Here is a 15159-nt window from a genome sequence, read left to right as displayed (position 1 = left end):
ACGTACAGGATCGCGTCAACGATCTCGCGGCGGCAGTGTTTGGTTCGACGTCCGCCTCGACCGGCCAGCCATCCTGGCGTCGGTAGCAGCGGCTCAATGACCGCCCACTGCGCCTCGCTCATGTCCGAGGGATAGCGACGTGACCTGCGTGAAGGGCGATGCGAGGTGGCCAGCAGGCAGCATTGCCCACCCCGCGCGTGAACCAGCGACGCATTCGGGCACGATGACACCTCGGGACTCCTCGGTAGAGCGGATGACTAGGCATCAACCGATCTACCAGGAGTCCCTTCTCATGCCCGCACCCACCCACCACCCAAGATCAAGTTCAGGAACAGGCTCTTAGAAGATCCGTCTACACCATCACCGAAAGGTGCGTGAACCAGCGCCCCCTCAAGAATCGTGCTCAAGCCGTGGAGAACCCCGGTAATCGCAACTTCCGCGCGCCTCGTACTGATCTCGACCCGTTCCCAAGAGGCCGATCAAGATCGCCGCAGTATCATCACTAACTGGCGGCGCAGCATCCGCCAAACGCTGTGCAGAAGCCAGGTCACCCGGACTCAATTCACAAGCATTCACCTGCTCATCGAAGGCCCGATCAAGCATTTCTCACCCCACTGCGTCAGCGCGGTTTGAATCGCAGCGCGTCCGGAATCATTAAGGTAAATCGTAATACCGCCAGAACTAAATTCATCGCAGTGCGCAAGAGGGATTTCGCGGATCGTCGGGGCCGGCGAGTGGACGACTGACAGCTCCAAGCAGCAACATCGTTGGCACAATCAAGCCTGCACGCCGCGCAGGCGCCTCGACAGCTGGGCGCCGTCTGCTTTGAGGCCGGAAGGACAAGACATGGCTGTGTCCGAGGAGTTACCGTGCGCAGCTGTGTTGCCTCCCGGTACCGAAGCAGAGACGAGAAACGTCCACGCCTCACTCGCGGACGCGTGGAAAGCGCGCGTGGAGTAAGCTCCGAACGCCCCGGCGCTGCGCTACTTCGACGGCACCTTGTCGGCTCAAGAGGTGGACGCGGCTTCGGACGCCCTAGCGGCCGCGTTCGAAGCGCGTGGCACCAAGCGCGGCGACCGCGTGGGCGTGTACCTGCAAAACATCCCCCAGTACGCACTCGTGCTGCTGGCCCTGTGGAAACTCGGTGCCACGGCGCTGGGACTCAACCCGATGTACCGGAACCGCGAACTGCGCCGACTCATCGACGACGCCGAAGCGATCGGGATCGTGTGCACCGACACCGATGTCGAAGAAACCCTCGACACCCTGCACGGGAGCACCGTCCAGTGGCTCATCAGCACCTCGGCACTGGACTACCAGTCACGCAATGACCCGCGAGTTTTCGCCACGACAGAGCGCTCCACGCCAGCGCCCGACGGCGATCTCGTCGACCTAATCAGGGAATACGAGGGCGCCCGCCCCACACCGGTGCCCCTCATCCATGACGATGTCGCGTTCCTTACCTACACCTCGGGCACGACCGGGCCGCCGAAGGGTGCCATGAACACACATGGCAACGTCCTCCACACGGTCGCGGCCTACGGCAGGTGGATCGAGTTGAGCGACAGGGACGTCGTGTTCGCCATCGCCCCGCTGTTCCACATCACCGGCGCGGTGGTCAACGCAACCCTCTCGCTGATCACGAGCACCACCCTCGTGTTCGCCAACAGGTTCCACCCCGAAGTCGCCCTCGATGCGTTCAGCGAACACGGCGTCACGTTCACGATCGGCTCCATCACCGCCTACAACGCGATCTACGAACTGCCACAGGCCGGTCCGGAGCATTTCGCGGCCGCGAAGACCCTCTATTCCGGAGGGGCCCCGATCCCTCCGGCGACCGTCGAGCGATTCCAGAACCGGTTCGGTGTCTACATCCACAACGGGTACGGAATGACCGAGACCAGCTCCGCGGTCATCGCGGTACCTCCAGGACGCAAGGCGCCGGTCCGCCAACCGAGCGGGACGCTGTCCATCGGCATGCCGATGCCGAACCTCACCGCTCGCATCGTGGACACCGACGGCACACCCCTACCCCACGGCCAGCAAGGCGAACTCGAGCTCAGCGGCCCACAGGTCGTGCCCGGATACTGGCAAAAGCCCGAGGCCACCGAGCAGACAATGCCCGAAGGCCGACTGCGCACCGGCGACGTCGCCATCATCGACGAGCAAGGCTGGATCTACCTCGTCGACCGGCTCAAAGACCAAATCAACGTCTCCGGCTACAAGGTCTGGCCACGCGAGGTCGAGGACGCGCTGTACGAACACCCATCGGTGCACGAAGCCGCCGTGGTGGGACAACCCGACGACTACCGGGGCGAAACAGTTGTCGCCCACGTCTCGCTGAAGGCAGGCACACACGCCACGGAGCCAGAACTGATCGCCTTCACGCAGGAACGCCTAGCGGCCTACAAACGCCCCCGCCAGATCCACATCATCGACGAGCTACCCAAGACCCAAACCGGCAAAATCCGACGCGCCGAACTCCGCAAACCTCACAGAACCTAGCCCACAGCCGCGGGTGCCGAGACTTCAGTTGACAGTGTCAAGCGAATTCTGGGCAAGCCCGCACAGCCCGTCGGGCCTAGCGGCACCAGACAGGGCCACTGCGAACACCTCTTCGCAGGTCACGCAGCTACATCTACCCCTTACGCCGTAACCGGGCTTGGTAGTTCGCGGCAGTATTGCTTGGTGTGGAACATGGGGAGGGTCCACAGGTAGTGGGACGAGGTGTCGAGCTTGGCGTGGTAGGCCATCGCGAGGGCTTGCAGGTAGGCGCCGCGGTGGTGGTACATCACGCCCTTGGGGCGGCCAGTGGTGCCGCTGGTGTAGTTGATCGACAGCAGCGACCGCTCGTCGGTGACCTCGACGCGGTGCGGTTCGGCAGCGTCGACGAGCGCGTCGTAGTCGCCGGAGTCGATCACCGGGATCGGCGGTTCGCCCAGCGCGTCGCGGTGTTCGGCGTCGACCAGGACGAGGCTCGCGCCGCTGTGGTCCAGGATGTAGGCGATCTCGGACGGTGCGAGGCGGGTGTTGAGGGCGACCAGCACCGCACCGGCCAGCGGGACGCCGTAGTGCGCCTCCAGCAGCAGGTGGGTGTTGGGCGAGAGCACCGCGACCCGGTCGCCGGGGCGGATCCCGCGTGCCGCGAGCAGCCCGGCCAGTCGCTGCGCGCGGTCCCAGAGCTGCGCGTAGGTGTCGCGGCGGGTGCCGTCGACGACCGCGGGGCGGTCGGCGAACACCGCTGCCGCGCGCTCCAGGAAGGACACCGGACTCAGTTCCCGAAAAGCGATCCCGGACAAGGCGAAGCCTCCCTCTCACGCCCGACGTGGGGCGCGCGGAGCATAACCACCCGACGCGGTCCGGGCGAGGGGTCGCGGTGGGTCACATGTTCTGGGCGGCGTCCTTGATCGCGGCGCGGATGCGGGAGTAGGTGCCGCAGCGGCAGACGTTCTCGATCGCGTCGATGTCCTCGTCGGAGGGGTCGGCGGTGTCGTTGAGCAGGGCGACGGCGGCCATGATCTGGCCGGGCTGGCAGTAGCCGCACTGCGCGACGTCCTGGTCGATCCAGGCCTGCTGGACCGGGTGCAGCTCGTCGCCGTCGGCGAGGCCTTCGATCGTGGTGATGCTCGTGCCCGCGGCCTCCGCCACGGACACCGTGCAGGGCTGGATCTCCTCGTCGTTCATCAGCGAGGTGCAGGCCCGGCAGACGCCGATGCCGCAGCCGTACTTGGGGCCGGTGATCCCCAGCTGCTCCCGCAGCACCCACAGCAGCGGCGCCTCGGACGGGGCATCGACCGCGACCTTGTCGCCGTTGACGGTGAACTCGAACTCAGGCATCGGACTGCGGACTCCCAGCTGGACGTGCGGACGGGCAGCGCAAACTAACCCGACCGCCGCACCGCCCTCGCGGCAGTCCCGCCAGGCACGAAAAAGCGTCCGGTTGAGCCGATCGGCTCAACCGGACATTCGGAAGGCTGCGCTGAACGCACCAGTGCGCTTGCTGCGGATGCCTTTTCGCGGTTGGTCTCGTTATGACAACAACTGCCCGACGTCGTCAGAAGTCGAAGCCGCCGGGTTTCGCGTTGCGGTCGGCGATGAGGCCCGCGAGGGTCGCGATGGCGATCTCCGGGGGCGTGCGGGAGCCGATGTTGAGGCCGATCGGGCGGTGCACGCGCTTGATGCGGTCCTCGTCCACGCCGAGGTCGCGCAGCGCCTGGACGTGCGGGCCCTCGTGGCGGGGGTTGCCCATGATCCCGATCCAGCGGGCCTCGTGCCGCAACGCGTCGCGCAGGACCGGGCCGAGCTCCTCGCGGTGGTGGTCGGTGACGACCACGTCGGTGTCGGGCCCCAGCTCCGGCAGCGCGGTCAGGGCTCCGTCGGCGCCTGCGGGATCGACGAGGATCGCGGTGTAGCCGAGGTCCCGGCCGTAGCGCAGCAGGTGCTCGGCGACCGGTGAGGCGAAGACCGCCACCAGCGTGCGTTGCCCGGACTCGGTCGGTACTTCACCGTGCGCGACCGCGCACGCGGCATCCTCGGTCGTCATACCGCCAGGATGCCAGGCCGGGACCTCCTCGCTCTACAACCGCGTCGCGGTGGCCAGCCACGCCGGCACGTCGACCTGCTCGCCGTCGGCGACGCCGAAGGCCTGCGCGTGCTCGCCGCGCGCGATCCCCTGGTAGCTGCTCGGGCGGACCCGCTCCAGCCGCCAGCCGCCGGTGAACACGCGCGGGAACACCGACTCGGCGACGACCGGGCCCAGCGCGGGTTCGACGTCGGCCAGCGCCAGCACGTGCACCGTCGCCCCCGGTCGGCACACCGCGTGCAGGCTGCGGGCGTAGCGGTGCCGGTCGTCCTCGCCGAAGACGTGGAACAGGGCGCTGTCGACGACGGTGTCGTAGGGACCGCCGGTCAGCGCCAGCGCGTCGGCGACCGCGAAGCGCGCGGGCACGTCGCGTTCAGCGGCATTGGCCTGGGCGAGCTCGATCGCGTGCGGGGCGGAGTCCACGCCCAGCACGTCGTAGCCGAGCTCGGTCAGCAGCAGGGTGTGCTCGCCGGTGCCGCAGCCGGGGTCGAGCACCGCGCCGGAGATCTCCCCGCCGCGTTCGAGCTCGACGACCGCGCGCTGCGGCGCGCCGATCACCCACGGTGCGGTGCCCGCCACATACGCCTCGTCGAATACTGCGCGGTCCACGGACGTTCCCATGATGTGTCCCCTTCATCCGAGCTGGTCACGCCAGCCTCGGACCTCCACCTAGCTGGAGGTCAACGGATTCGGGCCGAACCTGCCGAGTGACGCGCGCCACAACCCGATCAACTTGGAATTACGGCGCACTCGCTTACGTTGGTTGATAGCGACAGACTCAACTAGATGGCGGCGATGCTGAGCAAGACCGCCACGAGGAGGTTGGACATGGCGACGTTCTTCGGACCGGTCGGTGGCCCGTTCGACGAGTACTTCGCTCGCTTCTTCGGGGCCGACGACTCGACGGCCGGTTCGCGCCGCGTCGACATCACCGAGCTGATGACCGAGCAGGCGCAGCAGCTGGTCGGCGAGGCCGCGAAGTTCGCCCGCGACCGCGGGCAGGGCAGCCTGGACGCGCTGCACCTGCTGTGGTCGGCCGCCAAGCAGGACCCGACCCGGGCGCAGCTGAGCCAGCTGGGCGTGGACACCGAGGCCTTCGCCAAGGAGGTCGAGGGACACCTGCCCGCCTCGGGCACCCCGGTCGAGGACGAATCCGTCTCGCTGACCCTGGCCGCGCGCACCGCGCTGGCCGACGCCCACCGCGTGGCCCGCGCGCTGGGTTCCACCTACATCGGCCCGCAGCACCTGCTGCTGGCGCTGTCGGCCAACCCCGAGACCGAGGCCGGCCGGCTGCTGGGCGGCGCCGGTGCGGGCCCGGAGGCCCTGCGCGACGCCACGCAGCGCCCCGCGCCGCAGCAGGCGCCGAAGTCCGGTCCCAGCGGCGGGGAGACGCCGACGCTGGACGAGTACGGCCGCGACCTCACCGCCACCGCCCGCGAAGGCGGCCTGGACCCGGTGATCGGCCGCGCTGACGAGATCGAGCAGACCATCGAGATCCTGTCCCGCCGCACCAAGAACAACCCCGTCCTGGTCGGCGAGGCCGGTGTCGGCAAGACCGCGATCGTCGAGGGCCTGGCCCAGCGCATCGCCTCCGGTGACGTGCCCGAGGTGCTCACCGGCAAGCGGGTCGTGCAGCTGGACCTGTCGGCGATGCTGTCGGGCACCCGCTACCGCGGTGACTTCGAGGAGCGGATGACCAAGGTCATCGACGAGATCTCGGAGCACAGCGGCGAGCTGATCGTGTTCATCGACGAGCTGCACACCGTCGTCGGCGCCGGTGGCGCCGAGGGCGCGATGGACGCGGGCAACATGCTCAAGCCGCGGCTGGCGCGCGGTGAGCTGCACATCGTCGGTGCCACCACGCTCGACGAGTACCGCAAGAACATCGAGAAGGACCCGGCCCTGGAGCGCCGCTTCCAGCCGGTCCAGGTGCCCGAGCCGAGCGTGGCCGACACGATCACGATCCTGCGGGGCCTGCAGGAGCAGTACGAGAAGCACCACAAGGTCAGCTACACCGAGGAGGCCGTCGAGGCCGCCGCGAAGCTGTCCGACCAGTACATCAACGACCGGTTCCTGCCAGACAAGGCGATCGACCTGATCGACCAGGCGGGTGCCCGCAAGCGCCTGAACTCCGGCGTCGCCGACGACGGCGAGCTGCGGGCCAAGGTCGAGCGGCTGGAGCAGCTCAAGAACGAGGCGGTCGCCTCCGAGGACTACGAGCGGGCCTCGGCGCTGCGCGACGAGATCACCGCCGCGCAGGAACGGCTGAACGAGGGCGGCTCGGGCGTGCTGGAGATCGGCCCGGCCGACATCGCCGAGGTCGTCTCGCGCGCCACCGGCGTGCCGGTGTCGCGGCTGACGGCCGAGGAGAAGGTCCGGCTGCGCAACCTGGAATCGGAGCTGCACCAGCGGGTCGTCGGCCAGGACGACGCGGTGCGGGCGCTGGCCCGCGCGGTCCGTCGCTCCCGCAGCGGCCTGGGCGACCCGTCCCGCCCGGTGGGCAGCTTCCTGTTCCTGGGCCCGACCGGTGTCGGCAAGACCGAGCTGGCCAAGGCCCTGGCGGAGTCGCTGTTCGGCGACGAGCAGCGGATGATCCGGCTGGACATGAGCGAGTTCCAGGAGCGGCACACGGCCAGCCGCCTGGTCGGCGCCCCGCCCGGCTACGTGGGCCACGGCGAGGCCGGTGAGCTGACCGAGGCCGTGCGGCGCAGCCCGTACTCGGTGGTGCTGCTCGACGAGATCGAGAAGGCGCACCCGGACGTGTTCAACACCCTGCTGCAGGTCCTCGACGACGGGCGCCTGACCGACGGTCAGGGCCGTACGGTGGACTTCAGCAACACGGTGCTGATCATGACCAGCAACCTGGCCTCGGAGGTCGTCTCCAGCGCGGGCGGCAAGATCGGCTTCACGGCCGGCAGCCCGACCCAGGACCTGGAGGAGCGGGTGATGCCCAAGCTCAAGGACGCCTTCCGGCCGGAGTTCCTCAACCGCATCAACGAGATCGTGGTGTTCAAGCGCCTCGACGGCGAGCAGCTGCACACCATCACGCGGGCGCTGCTGGAGACCACCACGAAGCGGCTGGCCGACATGGGCGTCGAGGTCGTCTTCGACGACGACGCGGTGGCCTGGGTCGCCGACCGCGGCTACCAGCCCGAGTTCGGTGCGCGGCCGTTGCGCCGGGCCATCGAGCGGGAGGTCGACGACCGGATCAGCGATCTGCTGCTGGACGGTGAGCTGACCGAGGGCACCCGGCTGCGGGTCGGTGCCCGGGACGGCGCGCTGGACTTCCAGGTGGAGGCGCCGGTCGCCGCGTGAGGCCGCTGACGACGAGGCGGGCATCCCTGCGGGGGTGCCCGCCTCGTTTCGTGTGCGCAGGTCAGCGGGTTGCGAGTTGCCGAGGGGGTCGCCTGGATTGACCCTTCACAGCGGGTTCCAACGTTGCGATACTTGTTCAACCAGGCGGTACTACCCGGTGGAGGTGGGCCATGCTTCCCAGGGACGAACGGCGCCGCTTGCAAGAGATCGAGCAGCAGCTCGTCGACGAGGACCCGCGGCTCGCGCGGAGGCTGAGCCAGACGAGCACGCTCGGTTATCTGCGGGCCCGCGTCTCGGTGCGGATGTTCGCGGCCGCCTGCGCGGGCGTGCTCGCCGTCATGTGCCTGTTCCTCAACGAGGGCGCGGCGGCGCTGACGTCGGCGGCGCTGGCGGGCGTTCTGCTGCTGTCGCGCACCTGGCGCGTCGAATTCCTCTGAGAACCGCGGCCCTCGTCCACTGTGGCCGGTTCCTCCCGTTCCTCCCCGGCGGTCCTTCGCGCCCGAAAGCGGTTCTCGCCCAACACACCGGTGGTGTGTTGGTTTGGTGCGCCACCCGGCTCGCGGGGACAATCGGCGGCAGATCCCGACGTATCTGCATGGGGAGTTCGTGATGACGACTGTCGCTTTCCTGGGCACCGGAACGATGGGGGCGCCGATGGCGCGCAACCTCGCCGCCGCCGGCGTGGACCTGCGGGTGTGGAACCGCACCCGCAGCAAGGCCGAACCCCTGGCCGAGGTGGGCGCGACCGTCGTGGACTCCCCCGCCGAGGCGGCGCGGGGCGCCGACGTGCTCATCACCATGCTGCTCGACGGCGATTCCACGATCGCCGCCGGTCGCGAGGCCGCGGCCGCGCTGAACTCCGGTGGCGTGTGGGCGCAGATGGGCACCATCGGCCTGCCGGCGACCGAGCAGGTGTGCGCGACGGCCGCCGAGGTCGGCGGCATCACCGTGGTCGACGCGCCCGTGCTGGGCACGAAGCTGCCCGCCGAGAAGGGTGAGCTGGTGGTGCTGGCCGCCGGTGCGCCCGAGGTGCGCGAGCGGGTGCAACCGCTGTTCGACGCCGTGGGCACCCGCACCCAGTGGGTCGGCGAGGACCCGGCGAAGGCCGGCGGGTCGCGGCTGAAGCTGGTGGCCAACAACTGGGTGCTGACGCTGATCAACGCGGTGGGCGAGTCGATCGCCCTGGCCGAGGACCTGGGCGTGAACCCCGAGGACTTCCTGGCCGCCATCAAGGGAACCGCCACCGACTCGCCGTACGCGCACATGAAGGGCGCGGCGATCATCAGCGGTGAGTTCCCACCCGCTTTCGCCCTCAGCGCCGCCGCCAAGGACGCCGGTCTGGTCTCGCAGGCGGCCAGCGACGCGGTCCGCCTGGACCTGGCCGAGGCGGTCAGGGCCCGGTTCGCCCGAGCCCTGACCGCGGGCCACGCCGACGAGGACATGTCAGCGGTGTACTACGCCTCCCACCGCTGATCCCCGCCGGATCCGGACGCTCCTGCTCCGGTTCAGCGCGCGGGGCGTTCCGCGCCGACGGTGAAGGCGCCGTCGGCGCGGATGTCGCGGGAGGACTCGCCGACCTCGACCCGGTAGTCACCGGCGGCGACGGTCCAGCCGCCGGCCACCTCGTCCCAGTAGGCCAGGCTGCGGTCGGTGAGGGTGAACTCCACCGACGCCGCCCGCCCCGGCTCCAGGGTGAGCTTGGCGAAGCCCTTGAGCTGGCGCGGCGGCTGCGGCACGTCCTCGCGCGGCGAGGGCAGGCCCAGGTACAGCTGCGGCACCGCGTGACCAGTGCGGGCACCGGTGTTGGTGACCACCACGCTCACCTTCTCGGCCGAGACCCGCAGGTCGGAGTAGGCGAAGGTGGTGTAGGACAGGCCGTGCCCGAAGGGGAAGGCCGGTTCGATCTCGTGGGCGTCGTAGTGCCGGTAGCCGACGAGCACGCCTTCGGTGAAGTGCACGTCCAGGCCCTTGCCCGGGTAGCGGGCGAGGTCGCCCGCGGTGGGCACGTCGTCCTCGCTGTTGGGGAAGGTCAGCGGCAGCCGGCCGCCCGGGTCGACGTCGCCGAAGAGCACCCGGGCGAGCGCGGTGCCGGCGTTGGCGCCCGGGTACCAGGCCTCCAGCAGCGCGCGGGTGCGGTAGCGCCACGGCGTGTTGACCGGGCCGCCGGTCTCGAGCACGACCACGGTGTCGGCGTTGCCCTCCAGCGCGGCCTCGATGATCGCGTCCTGGTCGGCGAACGGGTTGCCCACCGCGGGCGGCGGGAACTGACCGATGCCCGAGTCCAGGTCCATGTTCGGCTTGTCCAGGAACTCCGACATCATGTCGGAGACGACGACCACGGCGATGTCGGCGTTGCGGGCGGCCTCGCGCGCGGCGTCCGGGGTCTTGCCGGGTTCGTGCACCACGGTGATGCCGGCCTCGGCGCCGCGCTGCTGGATGCCCTGCAGCGCGGTGACGAAGCTGTACGGGGTGGTCGAGGAGGAACCGCCGCCCTGCACGAACTTCTCGGCGGCCTCGCCGATGACGGCGATCGTCTTGCCGCGCAGCGCGTCCGGGTCCAGCGGCAGCAGACCGTCGTTGCGCAGCAGCGTCATGCCCTGCTCGGCGACCCGGCCGGCGGTGGCGAGGTTGGCGGGCTTGTCGATCTGACCGTCGTCGTTCGGGTACTCGGGGCGGTCGAAGATGCCGTGCGCGAACATGGTTCGCAGGATCCGGCGGGCGTGTTCGTCCACATCGGACGTCGCGGCCTGCCCCATCGCCAGCGCGGTGCGGATCGCGGCGGGCGAGTACACCAGCGCGGGCCAGGGCTCGAAGTCCATGCCGTTGGCCAGCGAGTTGCCGGTGGAATGCATCGCGGCGTAGTCGGCGATGGTGTAGCCGGTGAAGCCCCACTCGTGCTTGAGCAGGTCGTTGAGCAACCACTGGTGCTCGCAGGCGTACTGGCCGCCGACGCGGTTGTAGGAGCCCATCACCGCGCCGACCCCGGCTTCGCGGACCGCGGCCTCGAACGGCGGCAGGTAGATCTCGCGCAGCGTGCGCTCGTCGACGACGGCGTTGTAGAGCATCCGGGACCCGACCACGCCCAGCTGGCCTTCCTGGGTGTAGGCGGCGAAGTGCTTGACGCACACCATGACGCCCTCGGAGTGCGCACCGGCGGCCCAGCCGACGCCGATCCGCGAGGACAGGTACGGGTCCTCGCCGAAGCCCTCGAACACGCGGCCGGAGGTGGGGATCCGCAGCACGTCGACGGTCGGGCCGAACACCACGTCGTTGCCCTTGCAGCGCACCTCGTTGGCGACGGTGGCGCCGTAGGTCTTGGCCAGCTCCGGGTCGAACGACGCCGCCAGCGACACACCGGAGGGCATCGAGGTGCCGCTGCCCTGCCGCGAGCCGACGGGTCCGTCGCCGTAGTACACCGGCGGGATCCCGAGCCGCTCGACGCCGTGTCCGGTGCCGGTGTGCCCGAACCCGGCGGCGCCGGCCAGGTCGTCGCCGCCGAGCAGCGAGATCTTCTCGTCGAGGGTCATCTCGCGCAGCACCAGCGCGGCTCGTTCGTCGGGCGAGAGGCCGGGGTCGCACCACGCGTGCTCCCCGCAGCGTCCCGGCAGGGCCGCGGCTGCCGTTCCGGTGGGCAGGATCGCGGCCATCCCGGCCAATCCCGCGGCGGTCATCAGGGTCCGACGATTCACGTGCTGCATCTGGCGCAGGGCTCCGATCACTCTGTACAACGTACGGCTTTGATCAGTTTCCGCCAGGACAGCCCGTGGATCATCGTCCGAATGCAGTCATCCGCTGCCTCCGATGCGCCGCCATCCGCACCGGAGCGTTGCCGACGCCGTACCCCGCGTAGTCACCGACCCGCTGCACGAGCTCGAGGAACACCCGCGACCCGAACAGCTCGGTGAACAGGTGCAGGAACTCCCCGCCCGCGTCCCGGTCGTAGAGCACCGACCCGCGCCGCAGCGCGCCGAGCAGGTCCGGGTCCAGGTCGAAGCGGGCGTCGAGGTCGTCGTAGTAGTTGTCCGGGATCGGCAGCACCGGAGCACCGGAGGCGCGCAGCCGTTCGGCGGCGGCGAGCACGTCGGTGCAGGTGAAGGCGATGTGCTGCGGGTCGCGCACCGCCGGCGCCCACTCACCTCGCCGCACCAGCGCGCCGTTGAGCGCGATGCGCACCGACCGGGTCGCGTCGACCATGCCGCGGTTGCGGACCATGCCGAACGGCGCCGCGTACTCGGTGACCTCCTCGGGTTCCAGGCCGAGCACCGAGCGGCAGAACAGCGCCGCCTCGTCGAAGTGGTCGAAGGGCTGGGTCAGCGACACGTGGTCGATGCCGGTGATCAACCCGGCCGCGGGCGCCGCGGTGTCGCGGAAGTCGCCGCGCCAGCCGTCGTCGGCAGCGGTGTCGCAGAAGAACACCCCGGTTCCGTCGGGCGCGGCGACCGAGACCAGGCCCGCCTCCTGCGGTCCGCGTTCGCGGGGCAGGATCGGCGAGCTCATCGCCTCGGCCCGGCGGGCCGACCGCAGCGGGTCGGCGCTCTCCACCGCCAGCGCGCCGATCTCGGCGGTGTCGGGCCCGGCGCCGGAGGTGTTGATGAGCACCCGCGCGCCGCCCTGCTCCCAGCGACGCACCGGTTTGCTGCGGTGCTCCCCGGTCTCGGCGAACCCCAGCGCGGCCAGCCCGTCGGCCAGCCGGGCGGCGGTGCCGGGATCGGCGACGACCTCGGCGAAGGCGTAGCCGTCGAGGTCCGGCGCGGGTTCGGCGACCGGGAGGCCGAGCCGCTCCTCCAGCAGCCGCAGCGAGCGCATCGCGTCCACCGCAGCGGGTTTCGGGTCGGCCTGCCGGAAGACGTCGTTGAACACCTCCAGCGACAGCGGACCGCTGTACCCGGCGTCGAGGACGTTGCCGGCGAAGGTCGTCAGGTCGAACGAGCCCTGGCCGGGGAACAGCCGGTGGTGGCGACTCCACTGCAGGACGTCCATGTCCAGCTGCGGCGCGTCGGCCAGCTGCAGGTAGAACAGCTTCTCGCCCGGGATGGTGCGGATCAGCGCGGGATCGCCGCCGCGGGAGAGCACGTGGAAGGAGTCCAGGCACAGGCCCAGCGCGGGGTGGTCGGCGCGGCGCACGATCCGCCACGAGTGCTCGTAGGTGTTGACGAACCTCCCCCACGCCAGTGCCTCGTAGGCGACCCGCATCCCGCGCCGCTGGGCGCGTTCGGCCAGCTCCCGCAGCTGCTCGGCGGCGAGCTCGTCGTCGTCGACGGCCTCCGGGGACACCGTCGAGCACACCAGGACCAGGTCGGTGCCCAGCTGCTCCATCACGTCGAACTTGCGCTCGGCGCGCCGCAGGTTCTGCCGGAACCGCGCTGGGGGAACGGCTTCGAAGTCCCGGAACGGCTGGTAGAGGTCGATCGAGAGCCCCAGATCGCGGCAGTAGGCGCGGATCTCGGCGGGCGAGGCGGCCGAGGCGATCAGGTCGTTCTCGAAGATCTCCACGCCGTCGAAACCGGCCGCCGACGCGGCCGCGAGCTTGTCCTCCAGGGTGCCCGACAGGCAGACCGTGGCGATGGACCGTCGTGGCTCAGACATGCGCTCCCTCCAGGTCGGCGAAGTGCCGCAGCATCCGCTCGGCATCGGGTTCCACCCCGGTGAACAGCCGGAACGCGTCCACGGCCTGGAACACCGCCATGCCACCGCCGTCGAGCACCCGGCAGCCGAGTTCCCGCGCGGTGACGACGAGTTCGGTGGCCAGCGGCCGGTAGACCACCTCGGCCACCCACTGCTCGGGCCGCAGCAGCCCGGCGGGCACCGGAAGTCCGGGGTGAGCGGCCATTCCGGTCGGGGTGGCGTGCACCAGGCCGTCCGCGCGAGCCAGCTCCGCGGCGAGCTCGCCGCCGACGGCCGCGCGCTCCGGCAGGGACGCGACCAGCGCGGCGGCGCGGTCGGCGTCGAGGTCGACGACGCGGACCTCCCCCGCGCCCAGCCCCAGCAGCGCGTGCGCGACGGCCGCCCCGGCGCCGCCCGCGCCGAGCAGCAGCACGCGGTCCAGCGCGGCACCGGGCAGGCCGCGACGGAGGCTGCGGGCGAACCCGGAGTGGTCGGTGTTGTGGCCGACGGCGCGGTCCCCGTCGAAGACGACGGTGTTGACCGCGCCCAGCGCGGCCGCGTCGGGATCGACCTCGTCGAGGTGCTCCAGCACGAGCTGCTTGCAGGGGTGGGTGATGTTGAGCCCCCGGTAGCCCTCGGCGCGAGCGCGATCGAGCAGTTCGCCGACGGCGGCCGGCGGGGCGCCCAGCTCGTCGAGGTCCCACCGCCGGTAGCGGTAGTCCAGGCCGAGCTCGGCGGCCTCCCGCTCGTGCAACGCCGGGCTCAGCGACGGGCCGATGCCCGATCCGATGAGCCCCACCAGGTAGCCGTCTCGCACTCCGCACTCCCCATTAAGTAACGAACTAGCTAGTTAATAGTAGGACCGCGAACCGCCCTTCCGGAACCCTCGGTGCACTACAGTGGCCCTGAAGTGCACCGACCGCAGAGGAGCATCGTGGCCGCACCGTCGTCCGAGACCGCAGCGATCAAGCAGCGCGACGCCGATCGGACCCGCGCGGAGATCCTGCGGGTGGCCACCGAGGAGTTCGCCGACAAGGGCTACGCCGGAGCCCGCGTCGACGAGATCGCGGCGCGCACCAGCACCACCAAGCGGATGATCTACTACTACTTCTCCGGCAAGGAGCAGCTCTACCTGGCCGCGCTGGAGAACGCCTACTCGGTCATCCGCAGCCTGGAGGGCCAGGTCGACCTCGACGCGCTGGAGCCCGCCGAGGCGATCCGCGAGCTCGCCGAGCTCACCTTCGACCACCACGAGTCGCACCCGGACTTCCTGCGGCTGGTCAGCATCGAGAACATCCACCGCGCCGAGCACCTGACCAAGTCCGAGCTGCTGCCCGGGCTGGCCGGCCCGGCGGTGGAGGTGATCGACGGCGTGCTGCGGCGGGGACGGGAGTCCGGCGCGTTCCGCGACGACGTCGACGCGCTCGACGTGCACATGATGATCAGCTCGTTCTGCGTGTTCCGGACCGCCAACCGCTACACGTTCCAGGCGATCTTCCAGCGCGACCTGCTCGACCCGAAGCGCCGCGACCACTACCGCCGGATGCTCGGCGACATGGTGATCGACTTCCTGTCGCGGCGCTGAACCCGGCTGTCACGGGCCGGAAACACACCCTTGACACGCGTTCTCGCGCGCTTCACAGTCTTGAGAACTAACT

The 15159-nt window shown here is 70.1% G+C and carries 13 protein-coding genes and 1 pseudogene; 6 read left to right on the top strand and 8 right to left on the bottom strand.

Translation table 11 applies throughout. The annotated features are described in order from the left end of the window. Window positions 1-122, bottom strand: a 122-nt coding sequence (locus BM424_RS29590) for a transposase (protein ID WP_139274143.1), incomplete at its 3' end; no start/stop codon positions are given. 853 nt (window positions 123-975) lie between these two features. Here BM424_RS29590 and BM424_RS23460 point away from each other — a divergent pair. Both BM424_RS23460 and BM424_RS29770 read left to right on the top strand, forming a co-directional pair. After that, window positions 976-2079: pseudogene (locus BM424_RS23460) on the top strand (class I adenylate-forming enzyme family protein); the annotation flags it as partial. Window positions 2080-2118: 39 nt separating this feature from the next. Next, window positions 2119-2505 carry an AMP-binding enzyme gene (locus BM424_RS29770; protein WP_342742646.1) on the top strand — a complete coding sequence of 129 codons (387 nt, stop codon included), beginning with the start codon at window positions 2119-2121 and terminating at the stop codon, window positions 2503-2505. Between the two features lie 140 nt (window positions 2506-2645). Here the strand turns inward: BM424_RS29770 and BM424_RS23455 are convergent, their stop codons facing one another. The 4 genes from BM424_RS23455 to BM424_RS23440 form a co-directional block, all read right to left on the bottom strand. Beyond that, a complete protein-coding gene (locus BM424_RS23455) occupies window positions 2646-3266 on the bottom strand; it encodes an AMP-binding protein (RefSeq protein WP_245776072.1) in 621 nt (206 codons plus the stop codon). Window positions 3267-3381: 115 nt separating this feature from the next. Beyond that, window positions 3382-3837, bottom strand: coding sequence for a (2Fe-2S)-binding protein (locus BM424_RS23450; protein ID WP_093421945.1), 456 nt, complete (start codon window positions 3835-3837; stop codon window positions 3382-3384). A 217-nt stretch (window positions 3838-4054) separates the two neighbouring features. Next, a complete protein-coding gene (locus BM424_RS23445; protein ID WP_093421943.1) occupies window positions 4055-4543 on the bottom strand; it encodes an XdhC family protein in 489 nt (162 codons plus the stop codon). Between the two features lie 33 nt (window positions 4544-4576). Then, a complete protein-coding gene (locus tag BM424_RS23440; RefSeq protein WP_093421940.1) occupies window positions 4577-5203 on the bottom strand; it encodes a class I SAM-dependent methyltransferase in 627 nt (208 codons plus the stop codon). A 207-nt stretch (window positions 5204-5410) separates the two neighbouring features. On the opposite strand from BM424_RS23440, the gene BM424_RS23435 reads away from it, so the two are divergent. From BM424_RS23435 to BM424_RS23425, 3 genes are all read left to right on the top strand, one after another. Next, window positions 5411-7897 (top strand): ATP-dependent Clp protease ATP-binding subunit, encoded by a 2487-nt coding sequence (locus BM424_RS23435; RefSeq protein ID WP_093421938.1) that lies wholly within the window; start codon window positions 5411-5413, stop codon window positions 7895-7897. A gap of 170 nt (window positions 7898-8067) precedes the next feature. Then, window positions 8068-8334 carry a DUF3040 domain-containing protein gene (locus tag BM424_RS23430; RefSeq protein WP_093421935.1) on the top strand — a complete coding sequence of 89 codons (267 nt, stop codon included), beginning with the start codon at window positions 8068-8070 and terminating at the stop codon, window positions 8332-8334. Between the two features lie 154 nt (window positions 8335-8488). Then, entirely contained in the window at window positions 8489-9370 is an 882-nt protein-coding gene (locus BM424_RS23425; RefSeq protein ID WP_425442058.1) for an NAD(P)-dependent oxidoreductase, read from the top strand. Between the two features lie 32 nt (window positions 9371-9402). On the opposite strand, the gene BM424_RS23420 is transcribed toward BM424_RS23425, so the two are convergent. The 3 genes from BM424_RS23420 to BM424_RS23410 are packed head-to-tail and all read right to left on the bottom strand — an operon-like array spanning window position 9403 to window position 14318. Next, window positions 9403-11616, bottom strand: coding sequence for a glycoside hydrolase family 3 C-terminal domain-containing protein (locus tag BM424_RS23420; RefSeq protein ID WP_217649806.1), 2214 nt, complete (start codon window positions 11614-11616; stop codon window positions 9403-9405). Window positions 11617-11665: 49 nt separating this feature from the next. After that, the gene (locus BM424_RS23415) at window positions 11666-13483 is read right to left on the bottom strand and encodes a bifunctional sugar phosphate isomerase/epimerase/4-hydroxyphenylpyruvate dioxygenase family protein (protein WP_093421930.1); all 1818 of its coding nucleotides are present in this window, start codon (window positions 13481-13483) and stop codon (window positions 11666-11668) included. Then, window positions 13476-14318, bottom strand: a complete 843-nt coding sequence (locus tag BM424_RS23410; RefSeq protein WP_093421927.1) for a shikimate dehydrogenase — start codon at window positions 14316-14318, stop codon at window positions 13476-13478. The genes BM424_RS23415 and BM424_RS23410 overlap by 8 nt, the downstream gene beginning before the upstream one ends. A 117-nt stretch (window positions 14319-14435) precedes the next feature. On the opposite strand from BM424_RS23410, the gene BM424_RS23405 reads away from it, so the two are divergent. After that, window positions 14436-15086 carry a TetR/AcrR family transcriptional regulator gene (locus BM424_RS23405; RefSeq protein ID WP_093421925.1) on the top strand — a complete coding sequence of 217 codons (651 nt, stop codon included), beginning with the start codon at window positions 14436-14438 and terminating at the stop codon, window positions 15084-15086. Window positions 15087-15159: the final 73 nt, after the last annotated feature.

It is taken from the genome of Saccharopolyspora flava, from assembly GCF_900116135.1.
GTDB lineage: Bacteria > Actinomycetota > Actinomycetes > Mycobacteriales > Pseudonocardiaceae > Saccharopolyspora > Saccharopolyspora flava.
Note: the sequence above shows the minus strand (reverse complement) of the source record. Positions and strands in the feature narration are given on the sequence as shown.